Consider the following 17,176-nt stretch of genomic DNA (forward strand, 5'->3'; position numbering starts at 1 on the left):
CCGTCCTCGTGCTCAGGCCGTGCGCTCGGCCGGTTCCGCGGTGACGGTGAGGGTCTGGACGAGTCCCGCGGCCAGCGGTGCCAGGCGGATCTCCACGCGCAGCCGCCCCGAGGTGCCCGGCAGCCACCAGCGCAGGTGCGTCGGTGTACTCGAGACCTCCTGGACCGGGGCAGCGGAGCGGTCGGCACCCACCTGGGCGACCGCGGCCTCGAGCGCCTGGCGGCGGCGGTCGTACGGCACGTCCATCGCGACGTTCGGCGTGCAGATCGTGTCCGCGAGGTCGTCGTCCCAGGCCACGAGGAGTCGGGACACGGCTGCCTGCGCGTCACGGGTCTCGGGGAGGACCGTGGTCGTCACGCCGGTCGTCGAGCGGTTCGACGTGCCGGTCGTCGCGCGGTTCGACTCGCCGGTCGTCGTGGCGAGGAGCAGGTCGTGCGCGGTCTCTGCCGCGACGGCGACCTTGGCCTGCGTGGCGTTCTCGAACGCGACGACACCGAGGCCGTCCCGCACCGACCACCGCATGTGCGCCGAGAAGCCCGGGTAGCCGCCCGAGTGCGACACGATCGCGCCGTGGTGGTCGTCCTGCTCGACGAACACCCCGAAGCCGTAGCCGACCGGACGTCCCGCCCCCGGCTCGGCCCTGCGCGGGATGTGCCGCATGGCCTGCTGCATGAGCCGTCGGTCGGCGGCGGAGACCGGACCGTCCTCGGCCACCGTGCCCGGTCGCCGGATCGGCGCGAAGGCCGACGAGAGGTGCCGCGCCCACCGCGACAGGTCCGTCACGGTGGAGTACAGGCCGCCGATCGCGGAGAACGCTCCTGGTCCGGTCAGCGGGAGCGGTTCGAAGTCGCCGTGGTGCGGGCGGACCCCGGTCACGACGTACCCGTGGGCGTCGTGCTCGCTGAACACGGTGTCGTCGAGTCCGAGCGGTCGGAGCACGACGTCGCTGGCGACCTCGGTGAACGGACGACCGGCGACGACGGACACCACGCGCCCGAGCAGGGCGTAGCCGAGGTTCGAGTAGGCGAAGGCGGTTCCCGGGACCGAGTCGAAGAGGAGCCCGGCGCGCAGGACGTCGTCGAGTTCGTCGTCGGAGATGGACTCCTGGCGGTCACCCCAGGGGTCGTCGGTCGGGAACCCGGCCGACATCGTCAGGAGCATCCGCAGCGTCGGCACGGGGGAGTCCGGTGTCGGGAGCGTCACCCCGGCGAACGCCGGGACGAACGCGGTGACCGGGGCGTCCAGCGACACCAGGCCGTCGGCGACGAGGGAGAGCAGCGTGGCCGCGGTGACGCTCTTCGTGCAGGACGCGATCCGGTACACCGTGTCGGCGTCGGGCACCCGACCGTCACCGCGGTCGCCGTGCCCGCCCGAGGCAACGAGTCCGTCGGCGCCGAACACGCCCCACACCGAGCTCGGGGCGATGCCGCGCTCGACCCGCTCACGGAACAGGTCGTCGACCTGACCGAGCACGGCGGGGTCGATCGCGGCACGGTCGCCGGCGGGCGCGTCCGACCCCGCCCGGTGGGTCGGCGTCATGACCGCCGCATCTGGTCGTAGGCGTCGAGGGCGCGCTGCCGGGTCTCCTTGAGGTCGACCATCGGTTCCGGGCGTTCCTCGTCGGCCGGCACCCACCGTCGGACGTACTCGCGGTGCTTGTCGAAGCGCTCGAGCTGCCGATCGGGGTTGAACACGCGGAAGTACGGCGCCGCGTCGAACCCGGACCCGGCGACCCACTGCCAGTTGCCGGCGTTGTTCGCCGGGTCGGCGTCCACGAGGGTGTCCCAGAACCACTGCTCGCCGATGCGCCAGTCCACGAGCAGGTTCTTCACGAGGAAGCTCGCCGTGGCCAGGCGGACCCGGTTGTGCATCGCGCCGGAGCTCCAGAGCTCCCGCATTCCGGCGTCGACCAGGTCGAAGCCCGTGTGGCCCTGGTACCAGCGCTGCAGTTCGTCCTCCGACGCGTCGCGCCACGGGAACGCGTCGAACTCCCGGCGGACGTTGACGGTGGCGAGCTGCTCGCAGTGGAAGTACTCGTTCCAGTTGAACTCACGCCACGCGAGCTGCCGGAGGAACGCCGGGGCCTGCTGGCGCTGGTGCGGCTCGAGTCGACCGTGCAGGCGGTGCCACACCTGGTACGGGCTGATCTCGCCCCAACGCAGGTGCGGGGAGAGGTCGCTCGTGGCCGCCATCGCGGGTTCGTCGCGCTGGTCGTAGTCCTCGAGCGCGTTGTCGACGAAGTCCTCGAGGAGCTTCGCCGCGCCGCGCTCACCCGGGTTCCAGGCGTCGCGGAGTCCGCCGGCCCAGTCCGGTGCGGTCGGCAGCAGCGCCCAGTCGTCGAGGTCGTCGCCGGCGGCGTCGGACGGGGACGGCAGCTCGCGCGGCTTCGGGAGCGGGTGCCGCGGTTCCGGCATGGCCTGGGCCGCCCGCCAGAACGGCGTGAAGACCTTGTACGGCTCGCCCTGCCCGGTGCGGACCGTCCACGGTTCCCACAGCAGGGCGGCCGCGAAGCTGTGGGCCTCGACGCCGCGGTCGGTCAGGGACGCCTTGATCCCGGCGTCGATGTCGCGCTCGACCGGGCCGTAGCGGCGGTTCCAGAACACCCCGTCGGCGCCGGTGTCCGCGACGAGCTGGTCGATGACCTCGGCCGCGGCACCACGGCGCAGGACGAGCCGCGACCCGTGCCCGCGCAGGTCGGCGTCGAGCGAGGCGAGCGAGTGGTGCAGCCACCAGCGTGCGGCGGCGCCGAGCGGGCGGATGCCGGCGCTCTCGTCGTCGAGCACGTAGATGACGGTCAGGTCGCCACCGTGGTCCATCCCCGCGCGGAGCGCCGGGTTGTCGGCGAGCCGCAGGTCGTCCCGCAGCCAGACCACTGCGCCCGTCATGCGGAGGCCGTGTCGGTCGTGGCGCCGCGCCGTGCGGTCGGGAGCTCCCCGGTGGCCACGCGGAGCTTGGTGCAGAGGTCGGTGAGCGTGCGGAGCTCGGCGTCGTCGAGGCCAGCGCTGAGCTGCTCGGCGATGCTGGTGGCGTGCTGGACCGCGACGGCGCGGTAGACGTCGAACCCGTGCGGCGTCAGGGCGACGATGACCCCGCGGGCATCGGTCGGGTCCGGCTGCTTCTCGACGATCCCACGCGAGGCGAGTCGGTCGACCAGGCGGCTGACGCTCGGCTGCGTGAGGAGGAGGTGCCCGGTGAGGTCACGCATCCGGCACCGACGGCCCGGCTGCGTGGAGAGGTTGAAGCACACGTCGTACTCGTTGAACGAGATCTCGTCCCCCGGGAACTCGCTGTTGAGGTTCCGCATGACGGACACCTGCGCCCGGAAGAGGGCTTCCCACGCCGAGACGGCGACGGCCTTCTCGCTGCGGGTCGGGTCCGGGACGACGGTCCTGTCGTGCCCGAGCGTCCTGGCGTCCAGGAGTGTCGGCTCGTCCACGAGCGCCTTGTCGTCCACGGTCGCGGTCCTCTCGGTCGGGTGGCTCACCACACTACCGACGGCGTCGGACACTGGCCGGCCACGTCGCCGCTGGTCCGTCAGCGGCGCGGGCGCGGGAACGCACGAGGGCCGGTCGTCCTGGGGACGACCGGCCCTCTCCCTTGCACCAAGAGTGTCCTGCAATCACATTCCACAGCCGCTGCCACAGCAAACAACGACTGCAGGACCGACTGTATAACGACGGGGTAACGGGCGCCAGCGGCAATCTGGTTCGTTGCCTGCGAGTTCCCTTGGAGCCGCGCGAGCGAGGGGCAGACGGACTGCCCGGTGCTCAGAACAGGTCGGGCGACGGGGTGGAGGCGTAGCGGACGGCGACGTCGGCGTGGCGGTCGAAGCGGTAGCCGACACCGCGGACGGTGCGGACGATCTCCTCGAACGCGCCGAGCTTGGAGCGGAGGCGACGGACGTGCACGTCGATGGTGCGCTCGTTCGGGGTCTCGTCCTCGCCGTCGGACCACAGGCCCTCGATGATCGCGGAGCGGTCCACGGTGCGCCCTTCGCGGAGCACGAGGAACTGCAGCAGCTCGAACTCCTTGAACGTCAGCGGAGCGGCCTCGCCGTCGAGCGTGACGCGCTTCCGGGAGATGTCGATGACGACGCCGGTCTCCTCGGGCTCGGGCTTCTCGGCCTGCTTCCGCGCGGCGACGGCCGACCGGTCCTGCAGGGCGAGTCGGACGACGTCGACGTCGCGCCCACCGGAGTGCTCGGCGGCGACGGCCACCGCGGCGTAGGTCTCCGCGGTGGGGACCAGCTGCGCGGTGAGGGCCTTGAGCTGCTCGACGACGGCGGCGAGCGTGGTGCCGGCTGCGGCGGCCTTCTCCTCGTCGATGCCGACGTAGAGCGCGAAGCCACGAGCCTCGGTGCCCTCGGGCAGGGCGCGGTTCCGCGGCGGGGCGACCACCGGACTCGTCGGGACGGTCGTGCGCTCCGGCTGGACCGCGGCGCGACGGGGACGGATCGGCGTCACCGTGCCGAGGTCGATCGGGGCCGGAGCTGCGGCGCGGAGGGTGGTCCTGGGCTGGGGGATGGTGAGCGACATGGTGGTTCTCCGTGCGATGTGGCCGGGACTGCTCCCGCAGTGCGGCCGGTGTCGAATGCGTCGTCCCGGGTGGCGTCCGCCGGAGCGGGACGCGGACTTGCCCAGCGGTCCTGCTGCGGACCGGGGCTGGCCGGGGATGCGGGGCAACGACCTCGAGACGGGACGTGTCGCGTCGTCGGTGGTCGTCACCCGGGGATCACGCGCTCGCGACGGGGGTGGTGTCGCGGGGGATCCGGCTGGAACGGGTACCGGTCAGGCACACATTCGACAACGCATGACCGTCGCCGGCATCATCATGCCGGTCGTCCCCACTGCCCCTGCGGAGGAGCACGCCTCGGAGAGGACGCGGGTGGACACGAGTGCAGTCATGGACACGAGTATCAGCGGTATACCAAGCCGCTGTCAACCGTCCGACCGGACGGTGTGGCGTGGTGCGACCGGTTACTCGGCCAGGCCGTAGAGGCGGTCGCCAGCGTCGCCGAGGCCGGGGACGATGTACCCGTTCTCGTCGAGGCGCTCGTCGAGCGCACCGAGCACGATCGTGACGTCACGGTCGCCGACCGCTTCCTCGACGGCCTTGAGCCCCTCGGGGGCACCGAGGATGCAGACGCACGTGACGTCCTCGGCTCCGCGGGCGAACAGGAAGTCGATCGCCGCCGCGAGGGTGCCACCCGTGGCCAGCATCGGGTCGAGCACGAAGCACTGGCGGCCCGACAGGTCATCCGGCAGACGTTCGGCGTAGGTCTGCGGCTCGAGGGTCTCCTCGTTGCGCGCCATGCCGAGGAAGCCGACCTCTGCGGTCGGGACGAGCTTGACCATGCCCTCGAGCATGCCGAGGCCGGCGCGGAGGATCGGCACGACGAGCGGGCGCGGCTTCGCGATGGCGACGCCCATGGTCTGCGCGACCGGGGTCGAGATCGGCGTGGCGGTGACGCGGACGTTCCGGGTGGCCTCGTACGCGAGGAGCGTGACGAGCTCCTCGGTCAGCGCCCGGAAGGTGGGCGAAGGCGTGGTCCGGTCGCGGAGCACCGAGAGCTTGTGCGTGATGAGCGGGTGGTCGGCGACGTGGACTCGCATAGGGTCGAGCGTACCGTGCCCCGTGCCGACCAGCGGTCGCGGCCGTCACCGAGGAACCCCAGGAGGACCCGTGGAGCAGCCCGCCGGCCGTCCGTACGTGGCGGCGATGGAACGGGCGCTCGAGGAGGCCCGGGCGTGCCTCGCGACCGGGGACGTCCCCGTCGGTGCCGTGGTGCTCGACGACCACGGAGTCGTGGTGGCGACCGGACGGAACGAACGCGAGGCGACGCAGGACCCGACCGCGCACGCCGAGGTCCTCGCGCTCCGGGCAGCAGCCGCGGCGACGGGGGACTGGCACCTCGACCGGCACACGCTCGTCGTCACGCTCGAGCCCTGCCCGATGTGCGCCGGCGCGGTCCTCGCCGCCCGGGTGCCACGGGTCGTGTTCGGGGCGTGGGACCCGAAGGCCGGTGCGTCCGGCAGCGTCTACGACATCGCCCGCGACCGTCGACTGCCCCACCGGACCGAGGTCGTCGCCGGGGTGCTGGAGGAGCAGTGCGCCGCGCTCCTCGACGACTTCTTCCGCGAGCGCCGCTGACGCGGCGACCGCTCAGTCTGCTGCGCGGATGACGATCGCCTCGGTCGGCGGACGCGGCCCGGTCCGGAGCACGTCGGGTTCGACGTAGATGACCCGGGCGACGGGGACGGCCGCGCGCACGCGCTGCTCGACGGTGTCGATGCCCGCGGCGACGTCGCCGAGGCGCCGGTCCCCGTCGACGGCGACCTTCACGCCCACCATGAGCTCGTCCGGGCCGAGGTACAGGGTCTTGATGTGGATGATCGACTCGACCTCGGGACCGTCGAGCACGGCCGCCTTGATCGCGGTCACGTCGGCGGCGCTGGCGCCCTCGCCCACGAGCAGGCTCTTCGTCTCGACGCCGAGGACGAGCGCCACGGCGATGAGCAGCACGGCGATGAGCACGGTGCCGATCGCGTCGAAGACGCTGTTGCCGGTCAGCGCGGTGAGCCCGACGCCGAAGAACGCGAAGACGAGCCCGATCAGTGCAGCGGTGTCCTCGAGCATCACGACGGGCAGCTCCGGCGCCTTCGCCCGGCGCACGTACTGCACCCACGAGAGCGAGCCCTTGTTCGGCTTCGCCTCCTTCAGTGCGGTGCGGAGCGAGAAGCCCTCGAGCCCGATGGCGATGAGGAGCACCGCCATCGGCAGCCACCAGTTGTCGAGCGGGTGCGGGTCGGCGAACTTCTCGATGCCCTCGTAGAGCGAGAACACGCCACCGACCGAGAACAGCACGATCGACACGACGAAGGCGTAGACGTAGCGCTCCCGGCCGTAGCCGAACGGGTGCTCCTCGTCCGCGGCCCGTCGGGCGCGTCGGCCGCCGAGCAGCAGCAGGAGCTGGTTGGCGGAGTCGGCGAGCGAGTGCACGCCCTCCGCGAGCATCGACGCGGACCCGCTGATCGCGGCGGCGATGAACTTCACGATCGCGATGCCGACGTTCGCACCGAGTGCGGCGAAGATGGCCCGGTTGCCTCCGGAAGCGCTCACTGTGACCCCTGTCTCGAACCTGCTGCTCGATCCTACGGGCAGCCCGCTCGGTAGGGTCGGGCCATGACGATCGAACTGCCCCGCACCGCCCTCCTCGGCGTCGGTTCCATGTCCGGCGCGGTCCTCGACGGCCTCCTCGCCGCGGGACTCGCCCCGGAGACGGTGGTCCTCACGACGAAGTCCGAGGCGTCCGCGGCGGCGCACCGCGAGCGCGGGCTCGACGCCCACGCGAGCGACACCGACCCGGACGCGAACCGTGCCGCCGTGCGCGGGGCGGGCGTCGTCGTGCTCGGCGTGAAGCCCTTCGTGATCGGCGACCTCCTCGACGAGGTCGCGGGTGACCTCGAGCCCGGCGCCGTCGTGGTGTCCGTCGCGGTCGGCGTCACGACGGCCGCGATGGAGGCCCGCGTGCCCGACTCCGTCCGCGTCGTCCGCGCGCTCCCGAACACGCCGATCGGCGTCGGTCACGGCGTCACGGGCATCAGCGGCGGCGCGTCCGCCGACGCCGAGGCCGTCGCCCTGGCATCGAGCCTGTTCGACGTCTCCGGCTCGGTGATCGAGGTGCCCGAGGACCGGCTCGACGCCCTGTCCGCGGTGTCCGGCTCCGGTCCCGCCTACGTCTTCCTGCTCATCGAGCAGTGGCAGCAGGCCGCTGAGTCGCTCGGCTTCACCCCGGAGCAGGCCGAGACGATGGTGCAGGGCACGATGCGCGGCGCGGTCGAGCTGCTCGAGCGGTCCGGTCGCGAGCCAGCTGACCTCCGCCGCGCGGTCACGAGCCCGAAGGGCACGACCGAGCGAGCAGTCGCGGTCCTGCAGGACGCCGACCTCGCCACGACGCTCCGCCGCGCCGCGGATGCGGCGATCGCGCGTGCCGAGGAGCTGTCGAAGCTCTAGACGCCCCCACAGGACGGACGGGAGGCTCGTGGCGGCGCCGCCACGAGCCTCCCCCCACCGGCACGGCCTGTCTGCCGCTGGCGCGTCAGCCAGGGACCGGCGGCGTGGGCCCAGTCCGTCCTTTGCTCACTCCAGGGCGGCGAAGCGCTCCAGCGCGGTGGTGGACCCGGAGACGATGATGACGTCGTGCTCGCCGATCACGCTCTCCGGTGTCGCCGGCACGAACGGCTCGCCCGGGGGCTTGATGCCGAGGACCGTGAGCCCGAAGCGGGTGCGGATGACGGTCGTGGCGAGGTCCTTCCCGCGCACCGTGCGCGGCGGGAACATCTTGACCACGGCGAAGTCGTCGTCGAACTCGATGAAGTCGAGCATCCGGCCGGAGACCAGGTGCGCCGTGCGCTCGCCGGCTTCGCGTTCGGGGTAGACGACGTGGTTGGCGCCGATGCGCGACAGGATCGTGCCGTGCGAGCGGCTGATGGCCTTCGCCCAGATCTGTGGGATGCCGAGGTCGACGAGGTTCGCGGTGATGAGCACGCTCGACTCGAGGTCGCTGCCCGTGCCGACGACGGCGATCGGGAAGTCACCGGCGCCGATCTGGCGGAGGGCGTCGATGTCGGTGGCGTCGGCCTGGACGGCGTGGGTGACGCGGTCCGACCACTTCTGGACCAGGCCGGCGTCGGTGTCGACGACCAGGACCTCGCGGTCCTGTCGCTCGAGCTGGCCGGCGGTCGCGGCGCCGAAGCGGCCGAGACCGATCACCAGGACGGGTGCGTCGTGGCTGACGGCGCCGAGCGGGTGCGGCGGGCGGGTTCGGTCAGCCAACGATCGGCCTCTCCTCGGGACGGCGGAACAGTTGCCGGCTCTGGCTGGCGGCCAGTGCTGCGGCGATGGTCACTGTACCGACACGGCCCAGGAACATCGTGGCGGCGAGCACGTACTTGCCGGATTCGGGGAGGTCTGCGGAGACGCCGGACGACAGGCCGCACGTGGCGAAGGCCGAGATGACCTCGAACAGCACGCGGTCGAGCGACTCGTGGGTGATCTGCAGCAGCACGACCGTGGCGACGGCGACGATGGTCGCTCCCCACAGCACGACGGCGACCGCGACGCGGAGCACGTCGCTCGGGATCCGGCGGCCGAAGGCCTCCATGCTCTGGCGGCCCCGGGCCTCGGCCACCGCCGCCAGGAAGAGCACCGCCAGGGTCGTGACCTTGATGCCGCCGGCGGTGGACGCGGAGCCGCCGCCGATGAACATGAGCATGTCCGTGACGAGCAGGCTCGACCCGTTCAGCTGGTCGAAGTCGACGAGGGAGAAGCCGCCGGAGCGGGTCATCGTCGACAGGAACAGGGCCTGGAACGCGGTGCGACCGGCGCCCTCGCGGCCGAAGGTCGACGGGTTCGAGGCCTCGAGCGCGATGTAGACGACCGCGCCGCCGACGAGCAGGACCGCACTCGTGGCGAGCGTGAGCTTGACGTGGATCGGCCACCGGCGGGGCGTGCGGAGCTGCTTCGTCAGGGCGCGGATGACCGGGAAGCCGATCGAGCCCGCGACGACGCCGATCATCAGCAGGGTCAGGAACCAGTAGTCGTGTGCGAACGGGTCGAGCCCGCTGGCGTTCGGCGCGAAGCCGGTGTTCGTGAACGCCATCGCCGCGTAGTAGAAGGAGTCGCCGACCGCGGTCCAGAACGGCATCCCGGCGAGGAGGACCGACGGCAGGAGCAGCAGCCCGAGCACGATCTCGATCGACAGGGTGCTCACCGCCACCGTGGCGAGCAGGGTGCCGACCTCGCCGAGCCGGACGGCCTGGCCCTCCGGCACGGCGCCGTGGTGGGTCCGGAGCGGGTTCGAGTCCCCGGCGGCCATGAGCTTGGCGCGCAGCCCGAGCTTCCGCGTGACGAAGAGACCCAGGATCGACGCGAAGGTCAGCACGCCGACCGCACCGATCTGCGTCCCGATGACCACGAGCGTCTTGCCGAAGACCGACCAGTGCGTCGCCATGTCGACCGTCGCGAGCCCGGTGACGCAGACGACGGACGCGGCGGTGAACAGCGCGTCCGCGAAGTGCGTCGACTGCCCGTCGGCCGCAGCGAGCGGGGTCATGAACAGCGCCGTGAAGACGAAGATCAGCGCGACGAAGACCACGATCGCCAGGCGTGACGGCGACGAGCGGAGGACCGTGCCGATACGCGAGGGGCGCTTCCGACTCGGGGTCGGGAGGGCCTTCGGGGGCTCCGTGCGATCGAGCATCGTATGCCTCCGAGGACATGGGCGGGACGCAACGCATGGTACATCCGAGGTCGGCCGGTTAGCCTCTCCCCATGGCCGACATCTTCAGCGTGGTCGCGGACCCGACGCGGCGGGAGCTCCTCGGGACGCTGCTCACCGCGTACGGCTCCGACGCCACCGCTGGGGAGCTCAGCGTGGGGCAGCTCGTCGAGAAGCTCGGGGTCAGCCAGCCCACGGTCTCCAAACACCTGCGGGTGCTCCGGGACATCGGCCTCGTCACCTCCCGTGAGGAAGGGCAGCACCGCTACTACCGGCTCGACCCGGAGCCGCTGCTGCACCTCGAGGAGTGGGTCATGCCGTTCACCGGCGCGGTCGACGCCGACGGCACGCCGGCGACCACCGCCTGGACGCCCGACGGGCAGCCCGTGTCGGTGCGGCGGAACGGCGTCGCGGGCAAGGCCACGGTCGAGGTCGGCATCGAGCTCGGACGGGTCATGGCCGAGGCCTCGCACCGCGCGACCGCGGCGTTCTCGGGCGCGCAGCAGGGCTGGGGGAAGGTCGTCGAGACCTCGCGCCGACGCTTCACCAAGCGGCCCGACCAGGACTGACGCGCGAGTCTGGACACGGGGCCGCACGCGCCCCTACAGTTGCCAGTGACCACTCAGGTCACACCAATCTCTCGCGGTCGGATCAGAACGCGAGCGACCGAAGGCGGACCATGGCCGGCAGTTTCGACGACGTGCGCTTCCTCACCGTCGCTGAGGTCGCCGAGATGATGCGCGTCTCGAAGATGACCGTGTACCGCATGGTCCACGCCGGGGAGCTCCCCGCGATCCGGTTCGGCCGGTCGTTCCGCGTGCCGGAGTCCGCCGTGGCCGAGGTCCTGCGCGGCGGGATCGCCGACGTCGGCTAGCTCCACCCCACCCCGGTCACCCGGCGCGTTCGACATCACAGGCGCGCTCCGGTAACATCGACCAGGTTGATTTTCCGCGGCTTCATCGGCCCGGTGTCCGTACATCACCATCAGTCCGAGCGAGGTCCACATGGGTTCTGTCATCAAGAAGCGTCGCAAGCGCATGGCGAAGAAGAAGCACCGCAAGCTCCTTCGCAAGACGCGCCACCAGCGTCGCAACAAGAAGTAAGTCGAAGGACTTGCCGCAGAAGCCCCGGTTCGCCGGGGCTTTCGCATTTCCCGGGCGGTCTACCCTGGTTCCATGCCAGCCGTGACGCTCCTCACCAAGCCCGGATGCCACCTCTGCGACGACGCCCGACCGGTCGTCGAGTCCGTCGTCGCCGCCCACGCGGGGGTGACGCTGACCGAGCGGTCGATCCTCGACGACGAGGCACTCCGGCTCGAGTACGCGGAGGACATCCCCGTCGTGCTCATCGACGGCCGGGTGCACAGCAACTGGCGCGTCGACGCCGCTCGGCTGTCGGCAGCGCTCGAGCGGGCGGCCGCGCGCGCCTGAGCCGCCCGGGCGGCGGCGGTCCGGGCGGCGGGCGGTCGTCCGGATGCGTCGGTTCCGTCCATGGAGCAGAAAACGTCGCCTCCCGATGCCGGGGGCGACGTCTTCTGCTCATTCGATCGCGGTGCCTACGGGGTCAGGCGCGTCGGGCCGCGGAACAGGTACGTGACCTCGCGGATGGACGGCTCGCCGAGCATGAGCATCAGCACGCGCGCCAGGCCCATGCCGAACCCACCGTGCGGCGGGACGCCGTAGCGGAAGAAGTCGAGGTACCAGCCGAGCTCGGCGGGGTCGAGGCCTTTCTCCTCCGCCTGCGCGGTGAGGACGTCGACGCGGTGCTCACGCTGGGCGCCCGTGGAGATCTCGGCGCCGTTGAACAGCAGGTCGTAGCTGTTCGTGAGCGTCGGGTCGTCGGCGTGGCGCATGTGGTAGTACGGCCGGATCGAGGCGTCGTAGTCGGTGACGAAGACGAACTCGGAGCCGTGGTGCTCCTTGGCCCAGGCGGACACGCGGCGCTCGCCCTCGGGGTCCAGGTCACCGTCGGCGCGCACGACGTCGTGGCCGCTCTCGGCGACGATCGTCCGGGCCTCGGCCAGGGTCACGCGCGGGAACGGCGTCGTCGGGACCTGCAGTTCGAAGCCGAAGACCTCCTGGATCGCGTCGCCGTACTTCTCCTTGACGGCGGTGATGCCGGCGACGAGGACCTCCTCGTGCATCGCCATGACGTCCTCGTGCGACTCGATCCACGAGAACTCGGCGTCGACGCTCGTGAACTCGGTCGCGTGGCGCGAGGTGAACGAGGGGTCGGCGCGGAAGGCGTCGGCGATCTCGAACACGGCACCGAAGCCAGCGGGCTGGGCCATCTGCTTGAAGTTCTGCGGCGACTGCGCCAGGTACGCGGTCGTCTCGAAGTACTCGAGCTGGAAGAGCTCCGCGCGCGACTCGGATGCCGACGCCATCAGCTTCGGGGTGTGGATCTCGATGTAGTCGCGCTCGACCCAGTAGGTGCGGAAGGCGTGCTCCAGCGTGGTCTGGATGCGGAAGATGAGGTTCTGCTTGCGGTTGCGCAGGTCGAGGAAGCGCCAGTCGAGGCGCTTGTCGAGCGAGGAGTCGTCCGCGATCGGCGTCTCGGGGATGGCGGCGCTGACGACGGTCAGTTCTCCGACCTTGACCTCGAGGCCACCGAGCTTCACGCGCTCGTCGTGCTTGAGCGTGCCGGTCACGTGGATGAAGGAGCCGTGCGCCAGGCCGGAGATCGACTCCGTCGTGGCGAGCGCGGTCGCCGAGGCGTCGTCGCCCTCCACGGCCTCGCGCGTGGCGGGGTTCACGAGCTGGACGGCGCCGGTCTCGTCGCGGAGCACGACGAACTGCACCTTCTTCTGGTCGCGGACGGTCTCGACCCATCCGGCCACGGAGACGGGACCGTCGGGGAGTGCTGCGAGGTCGCTGATGCGGGTGCGTTCGATCACGGTCGTCGAGTCTACCGGGCCGGGCGCGCCGGTCGCGGTGCGGGATCTCGTTCCTCCACAGGTCGGCTCACGTCCGTCGTTCTCCACGGGTGCGGACGGGAGGCTCGGCTCGCCTCGGGCGCTCCGTAGCGTTCTCGACGTGGCCGGGTCGCGAGCAGGGGAGGAGGTCCTCATGACGGCGGGGACCGAGGTGCTCGCGGCCTGGCCGCCTGCGGCGGTGGTCGCGGCGCTCGGAGCGGCGGCGCTCACGATGACCGGGGCGGTGGTCGGTGGTGTGTGGGCCGCCGTGCGGTGGCGCCGCGACGTGCAGCGGGAAGAACGCGACCGGGCATGGACGCGGATCGTGTGGGCCGTCGACCTGGTCTGCGCCGAGGACGTCGGGCGGAACGAGATCGGACGCCGCGCGTTCCAGGCGGTGTACGACATGCAGATTGCTCGCGACGAGGACGTGGTGTTCGTCACGATCGTCCGGGAGTTGATCATCACGGAGAAACAGAGGAGGGATCGACCATGGGAGCGGTGAATGACGAGTGGAACGCCCGGATGTGGGAGCAGTGGAAGGTGAACGTCCGGCGGCGGCACCGCTTGCGTCCTGGGAAGGCACGCGCCGTCATCGCCGAGCAGGAGGAACGGCTCCGTGTGTACCGCGCCATCCTGCTCGAGGAGCGGGCCGAGCGCGCGGAGTGGGAGCGGGGGCGCTGGTCACGGGAGGGCGGCGCGGAGGGTGCCGAGCGTGCCGATGAACTCCTCGGCCATGCCCGCCCGCTCGACGAGCTTCGCGTGTCGGGCGCGGGCGTCCTCGAGGAAGGCGTCGAGGCGCGCTGCCCGTGCGGCCGTGTCATTCGCATCGGCGCCGGGCAGTCCGTCGACGATGCTGAGCAGGTCGCCCATCTCCTCGAGTGAGAACCCGAGGGGCTTCATCCGCCGGATCACCAGCAGACGCTCCAGGTCGCCGTCCGTGTACACGCGGAAGCCGCCGGTGGTGCGGCCGCTCGGCACCAGCAGGCCGACCTCGTCGTAGTGCCGGATCGTGCGGAGCGACATCTCGGCGCGCTCGGCGAGTTCGCCGATGTGCATGGTCTGGGTCACGTCGGCCATGGTGGCAGACCTCCTCGGACGGGTGCTGGTGCCTGAGTTCGTACTGGTGGAACTCTACCCTCACGTGACGGTAGAGTCACCGGTGATGTCGACCACCGTGCACGCTCCGAGCGTCCTCTCTGCCCTCCGCTCGCCCCGGTTGCTCTCGCGGGAGGTCCTCGCGGGGATCGTCACCGCGCTCGCGCTCATCCCCGAGGCGATCTCGTTCTCCGTCGTCGCCGGTGTCGACCCGGCCGTCGGGCTGTTCTCCAGCGTCGTCATCGCCGTGGTGATCTCGATCGTCGGCGGCCGTCCGGCGATGGTCTCGGCCGCTGCCGGCTCGGTGGCGCTCGTGATCGCCCCGCTCGTCCGCGACCACGGCATCGACTACCTCGTCCCCACGATCGTGCTCGGCGGTCTGATGCAGCTCGTGCTCGGGTTCCTCGGGGTCGCCCGGCTGATGCGCTTCATCCCGCGGAGCGTCAACGTCGCCTTCGTGAACGCTCTGGCGATCCTGATCTTCACCGCGCAGCTGCCGAACCTGCTCGGGCCGGACGTCCCGTTCGTCGTCTGGCCGCTCACCGCGCTCGGCGTCGGCATCATCATCGCCTTCCCGTTCCTGACCAAGGCGGTCCCGGCACCGCTCATCGCCGTGGTCGTCATCACCCTCATCACGGTCGTGTTCAGCGTCGCGGTGCCGACCGTCGGGGACGAGGGCGCGCTGCCCACTGCGTTGCCCGGGTTCAACGGCATAACCGTGCCGTTCACCTTCGCGACCCTCACGACCATCGCGCCGTACGCCTTCGGCATGGCCATCGTCGGGCTCATCGAGACCCTCCTCACCGCGCAGCTCGTCGACGCGATCACCGACACCGGTTCGAGCAAGTGGCGGGAGTCGTGGGGGCAGGGCGTCGCGAACATCGCCTCCGCGTTCTTCGGCGGCACGGGTGGCTGCGCGATGATCGGGCAGACCGTCATCAACGTGAAGACCGCCGGCGCCAGGACACGGATCTCCACCTTCGCGGCCGGAGCCTCGGTGCTGGTGCTCACGATCGTGCTCCACGACGTCGTCGCGCGGATCCCGATGGCCGCGCTGACCGCGGTGATGCTCATGGTGTGCGTGGCGACGTTCGACTGGCACAGCATCCGTCCGCGGACGCTCGGTCGGATGCCCCTCGGCGAGACCGCCGTGATGGTGATCACCGTGCTCGTGGTCGTCGCGACGGACAACCTCGCGACCGGGGTGCTGGTGGGCGTGGTCGTCGCAGCGCTCGTGTTCGCCCGTCGGGTCGCGCACGTGGTCGAGGTCGTGCGGGAGCCCGTCGACGAGCGGACCGTCCGCTACCGGGTGCGCGGGGCGCTGTTCTTCGCGTCGTCGAACGACCTCGTGACGCGCTTCTCCTACGCCGACGACCCGGAGCACGTCGTGATCGACATGTCCGAGGCCCACGTGTTCGACGCCAGCACGGTGGCCGCCCTCGACGGCATCGAGCAGCGGTTCGCCAAGCACGGCTCGACCGTCGAGGTGGTCAACCTGAACACCGGATCAATCGCCCTGCACGGCAGGCTCTCCGGGCACCTCGGCTGAACGGTCCCGAAGCCGTGGATCCGCCCGGCGGGCAGTGGGGTCGGTGGATCGACCTACACTGGAACCCATGCCCGCGACCCGAATCCACCTCGTGCGACACGGCGAGGTACACAACCCGGACCGTGTGCTCTACGGACGGCTGCCGGGCTTCGGACTGAGCGAGCTCGGTACCCGCATGGCTGCTGCCTCCGCGACGGCATGGAAGACCGCGGGCGTCGACGTCCGCCGCATCGTGGCCTCGCCGCTCCAGCGAACGCAGGAGTCCGCGGCCCCGTGGTCCGAGCTGTACGGGCTCGACGTCGCCCTCGACGAGCGCCTGATCGAGCCGACGAACCGGTACGAGGGCCAGCCGCCCGGGTTCACGAAGCGCTCGGTCCGCCGCCCGGCCGAGTGGCCCTGGATCGCGAACCCCTGGCGTCCCAGCTGGGGGGAGGCCTACGAGTCGATCGCGAACCGCATGCTGGCCGCGGTCACGACCGCGTGGGAGAGCATCGACGAGGGCGACGTCGTCCTCGTCAGCCACCAGCTGCCGATCTGGATGGTGCACCGGCGCCTCGCGGGGGAGCCCCTGTGGCACGACCCGCGCAAGCGTCGCTGCGACCTGTCGAGCATCACCACCCTCGAGCGTGTGCCCGGCACCTCGAGCGGTCGGTTCACCGAGGTCGGGTACGCGGACCCCGCGCTGGAACTGCGCGCGTCCGCGATCGACGAAGGAGCAGTGTGAACGTCCGCAGCATCAGGAGCCGTCTCGTCATGGTCGGTGCGACCGCCCTCGTCACCGCCATCGCCCTCACCGGCTGCTCCGGCGGCAACGACGCACTGTCGAAGCAGTACGGCAACGGCACCACGCAGAACTACATCTCGGGTGACGGCGCGGTGACCGAGGTCTCGGCGCAGGACCGCAAGGACACCGTCGACTTCTCCACCAAGGACTCGGACGGCGAGCGCGTCTCGTCGAAGGCCCTGCGCGGCAAGGTCGTGGTGTTGAACTTCTGGTACGCCAGCTGCCCGCCCTGCCGTGCCGAGGCGAAGTCCCTCAGCAAGGTCCAGGCGAAGTACGCCGACCAGGACGTCCAGTTCATCGGCGTCAACGTCCGCGACCAGGCCGCCACCGCCGCCGCGTTCGAGCGCACCTTCAAGGTGGACTACCCGACGGTGCTCGACGCGGACACGGGCACGATGCAGCTCGCCCTGTCCGGACAGATCGCGCCGAACGCCGTCCCCGCCACGATCGTCCTCGACACGAAGGGCCGTGTCGCCGCGCGCGTCCTCGGCGCGATCGACGGCACGAGCATCCTCGACACCCTGGTCAGCGACGAGCTCAAGGCGTCCTGAC

At 71.2% G+C, this 17,176-nt stretch carries 20 protein-coding genes; 10 read left to right on the forward strand and 10 right to left on the reverse strand.

Annotated features, from left to right (window positions below; all coding sequences use genetic code 11):
* Positions 1–12: 12 nt before the first annotated feature.
* The 5 genes from BIU98_RS01100 to upp form a co-directional block, all read right to left on the reverse strand.
* Positions 13–1,539 (reverse strand): serine hydrolase, encoded by a 1,527-nt coding sequence (locus BIU98_RS01100; protein ID WP_071270010.1) that lies wholly within the window; start codon positions 1,537–1,539, stop codon positions 13–15.
* The gene (locus BIU98_RS01105; protein ID WP_071270013.1) at positions 1,536–2,885 is read right to left on the reverse strand and encodes a deoxyribodipyrimidine photo-lyase; all 1,350 of its coding nucleotides are present in this window, start codon (positions 2,883–2,885) and stop codon (positions 1,536–1,538) included. The genes BIU98_RS01100 and BIU98_RS01105 overlap by 4 nt, the downstream gene beginning before the upstream one ends.
* Positions 2,882–3,454, reverse strand: a complete 573-nt coding sequence (locus tag BIU98_RS01110; protein WP_368073032.1) for a MarR family winged helix-turn-helix transcriptional regulator — start codon at positions 3,452–3,454, stop codon at positions 2,882–2,884. Before BIU98_RS01110 ends, BIU98_RS01105 begins: the two co-directional genes overlap by 4 nt.
* A 313-nt stretch (positions 3,455–3,767) precedes the next feature.
* A complete protein-coding gene (locus tag BIU98_RS01115) occupies positions 3,768–4,535 on the reverse strand; it encodes a winged helix-turn-helix domain-containing protein (protein ID WP_071270060.1) in 768 nt (255 codons plus the stop codon).
* A gap of 441 nt (positions 4,536–4,976) precedes the next feature.
* Entirely contained in the window at positions 4,977–5,612 is a 636-nt protein-coding gene (gene upp / locus BIU98_RS01120; protein WP_071270063.1) for a uracil phosphoribosyltransferase, read from the reverse strand.
* Positions 5,613–5,718: 106 nt separating this feature from the next.
* On the opposite strand from upp, the gene BIU98_RS01125 reads away from it, so the two are divergent.
* Complete coding sequence (locus BIU98_RS01125; protein WP_071270541.1) at positions 5,719–6,150, forward strand: nucleoside deaminase; 432 nt, start codon at positions 5,719–5,721, stop codon at positions 6,148–6,150.
* 12 nt (positions 6,151–6,162) lie between these two features.
* On the opposite strand, the gene BIU98_RS01130 is transcribed toward BIU98_RS01125, so the two are convergent.
* Positions 6,163–7,119, reverse strand: coding sequence for a cation diffusion facilitator family transporter (locus BIU98_RS01130; protein ID WP_071270066.1), 957 nt, complete (start codon positions 7,117–7,119; stop codon positions 6,163–6,165).
* Positions 7,120–7,182: 63 nt separating this feature from the next.
* Here BIU98_RS01130 and proC point away from each other — a divergent pair, with 63 nt between their 5' ends.
* Positions 7,183–8,013, forward strand: a complete 831-nt coding sequence (gene proC / locus BIU98_RS01135) for a pyrroline-5-carboxylate reductase (RefSeq protein ID WP_071270069.1) — start codon at positions 7,183–7,185, stop codon at positions 8,011–8,013.
* 126 nt (positions 8,014–8,139) lie between these two features.
* Here proC and BIU98_RS01140 read toward each other — a convergent pair whose 3' ends face one another.
* Together BIU98_RS01140 and BIU98_RS01145 are read right to left on the reverse strand one after the other, a co-directional pair.
* Positions 8,140–8,835, reverse strand: coding sequence for a TrkA family potassium uptake protein (locus BIU98_RS01140; protein ID WP_071270072.1), 696 nt, complete (start codon positions 8,833–8,835; stop codon positions 8,140–8,142).
* Positions 8,828–10,261: a TrkH family potassium uptake protein gene (locus tag BIU98_RS01145; RefSeq protein WP_071270095.1), complete on the reverse strand. Its 1,434-nt coding sequence runs from the start codon at positions 10,259–10,261 to the stop codon at positions 8,828–8,830. The genes BIU98_RS01140 and BIU98_RS01145 overlap by 8 nt, the downstream gene beginning before the upstream one ends.
* Positions 10,262–10,332: 71 nt before the next feature.
* Between BIU98_RS01145 and BIU98_RS01150 the strand changes: the two genes are divergently transcribed.
* The 4 genes from BIU98_RS01150 to BIU98_RS01160 all read left to right on the forward strand — a co-directional run bounded on the left by BIU98_RS01150 (position 10,333) and on the right by BIU98_RS01160 (position 11,709).
* Positions 10,333–10,848, forward strand: a complete 516-nt coding sequence (locus tag BIU98_RS01150; RefSeq protein WP_071270098.1) for a helix-turn-helix transcriptional regulator — start codon at positions 10,333–10,335, stop codon at positions 10,846–10,848.
* A gap of 110 nt (positions 10,849–10,958) precedes the next feature.
* Positions 10,959–11,153, forward strand: coding sequence for a helix-turn-helix domain-containing protein (locus BIU98_RS01155; protein WP_071270101.1), 195 nt, complete (start codon positions 10,959–10,961; stop codon positions 11,151–11,153).
* Positions 11,154–11,283: 130 nt separating this feature from the next.
* Entirely contained in the window at positions 11,284–11,382 is a 99-nt protein-coding gene (locus BIU98_RS18325; protein WP_003792170.1) for an AURKAIP1/COX24 domain-containing protein, read from the forward strand.
* 72 nt (positions 11,383–11,454) lie between these two features.
* On the forward strand, positions 11,455–11,709 hold the full coding sequence (locus tag BIU98_RS01160; RefSeq protein WP_071270104.1) for a glutaredoxin family protein: 255 nt from the start codon (positions 11,455–11,457) through the stop codon (positions 11,707–11,709).
* 125 nt (positions 11,710–11,834) lie between these two features.
* Here BIU98_RS01160 and aspS read toward each other — a convergent pair whose 3' ends face one another.
* Positions 11,835–13,175 carry an aspartate--tRNA(Asn) ligase gene (gene aspS / locus BIU98_RS01165; RefSeq protein ID WP_071270106.1) on the reverse strand — a complete coding sequence of 447 codons (1,341 nt, stop codon included), beginning with the start codon at positions 13,173–13,175 and terminating at the stop codon, positions 11,835–11,837.
* Positions 13,176–13,365: 190 nt separating this feature from the next.
* Here aspS and BIU98_RS01170 point away from each other — a divergent pair, with 190 nt between their 5' ends.
* Positions 13,366–13,698: a hypothetical protein gene (locus BIU98_RS01170; RefSeq protein ID WP_175481254.1), complete on the forward strand. Its 333-nt coding sequence runs from the start codon at positions 13,366–13,368 to the stop codon at positions 13,696–13,698.
* A 179-nt stretch (positions 13,699–13,877) separates the two neighbouring features.
* Here BIU98_RS01170 and BIU98_RS01175 read toward each other — a convergent pair whose 3' ends face one another.
* Positions 13,878–14,273 carry a MerR family transcriptional regulator gene (locus BIU98_RS01175; protein WP_071270112.1) on the reverse strand — a complete coding sequence of 132 codons (396 nt, stop codon included), beginning with the start codon at positions 14,271–14,273 and terminating at the stop codon, positions 13,878–13,880.
* 85 nt (positions 14,274–14,358) lie between these two features.
* Here BIU98_RS01175 and BIU98_RS01180 point away from each other — a divergent pair, with 85 nt between their 5' ends.
* The 3 genes from BIU98_RS01180 (at position 14,359) to BIU98_RS01190 (ending at position 17,175) form a co-directional block, all read left to right on the forward strand.
* A complete protein-coding gene (locus BIU98_RS01180; protein WP_071270115.1) occupies positions 14,359–15,840 on the forward strand; it encodes a SulP family inorganic anion transporter in 1,482 nt (493 codons plus the stop codon).
* Positions 15,841–15,907: 67 nt separating this feature from the next.
* The gene (locus tag BIU98_RS01185; protein ID WP_071270118.1) at positions 15,908–16,564 is read left to right on the forward strand and encodes a histidine phosphatase family protein; all 657 of its coding nucleotides are present in this window, start codon (positions 15,908–15,910) and stop codon (positions 16,562–16,564) included.
* Positions 16,561–17,175, forward strand: coding sequence for a TlpA disulfide reductase family protein (locus BIU98_RS01190; protein ID WP_254787750.1), 615 nt, complete (start codon positions 16,561–16,563; stop codon positions 17,173–17,175). The genes BIU98_RS01185 and BIU98_RS01190 overlap by 4 nt, the downstream gene beginning before the upstream one ends.
* The last annotated feature ends 1 nt before the right edge of the window (position 17,176 follow it).

This window comes from Curtobacterium sp. MMLR14_010, from assembly GCF_001865015.1.
GTDB lineage: Bacteria > Actinomycetota > Actinomycetes > Actinomycetales > Microbacteriaceae > Curtobacterium.

Coding starts and splice junctions, on each gene's coding strand:
- BIU98_RS01160 (WP_071270104.1), top strand. CDS start 11,455: ATGCCAGCCGTGACGCTCCTCACCAAGCCCGGATGCCACCTCTGCGAC.
- BIU98_RS01125 (WP_071270541.1), top strand. CDS start 5,719: ATGGAACGGGCGCTCGAGGAGGCCCGGGCGTGCCTCGCGACCGGGGAC.
- BIU98_RS01115 (WP_071270060.1), bottom strand. CDS start 4,535: ATGTCGCTCACCATCCCCCAGCCCAGGACCACCCTCCGCGCCGCAGCT.
- BIU98_RS18325 (WP_003792170.1), top strand. CDS start 11,284: ATGGGTTCTGTCATCAAGAAGCGTCGCAAGCGCATGGCGAAGAAGAAG.
- BIU98_RS01105 (WP_071270013.1), bottom strand. CDS start 2,885: ATGACGGGCGCAGTGGTCTGGCTGCGGGACGACCTGCGGCTCGCCGAC.
- proC (WP_071270069.1), top strand. CDS start 7,183: ATGACGATCGAACTGCCCCGCACCGCCCTCCTCGGCGTCGGTTCCATG.
- BIU98_RS01145 (WP_071270095.1), bottom strand. CDS start 10,261: ATGCTCGATCGCACGGAGCCCCCGAAGGCCCTCCCGACCCCGAGTCGG.
- BIU98_RS01175 (WP_071270112.1), bottom strand. CDS start 14,273: ATGGCCGACGTGACCCAGACCATGCACATCGGCGAACTCGCCGAGCGC.
- BIU98_RS01100 (WP_071270010.1), bottom strand. CDS start 1,539: ATGACGCCGACCCACCGGGCGGGGTCGGACGCGCCCGCCGGCGACCGT.
- upp (WP_071270063.1), bottom strand. CDS start 5,612: ATGCGAGTCCACGTCGCCGACCACCCGCTCATCACGCACAAGCTCTCG.
- BIU98_RS01185 (WP_071270118.1), top strand. CDS start 15,908: ATGCCCGCGACCCGAATCCACCTCGTGCGACACGGCGAGGTACACAAC.
- BIU98_RS01155 (WP_071270101.1), top strand. CDS start 10,959: ATGGCCGGCAGTTTCGACGACGTGCGCTTCCTCACCGTCGCTGAGGTC.
- BIU98_RS01150 (WP_071270098.1), top strand. CDS start 10,333: ATGGCCGACATCTTCAGCGTGGTCGCGGACCCGACGCGGCGGGAGCTC.
- BIU98_RS01180 (WP_071270115.1), top strand. CDS start 14,359: ATGTCGACCACCGTGCACGCTCCGAGCGTCCTCTCTGCCCTCCGCTCG.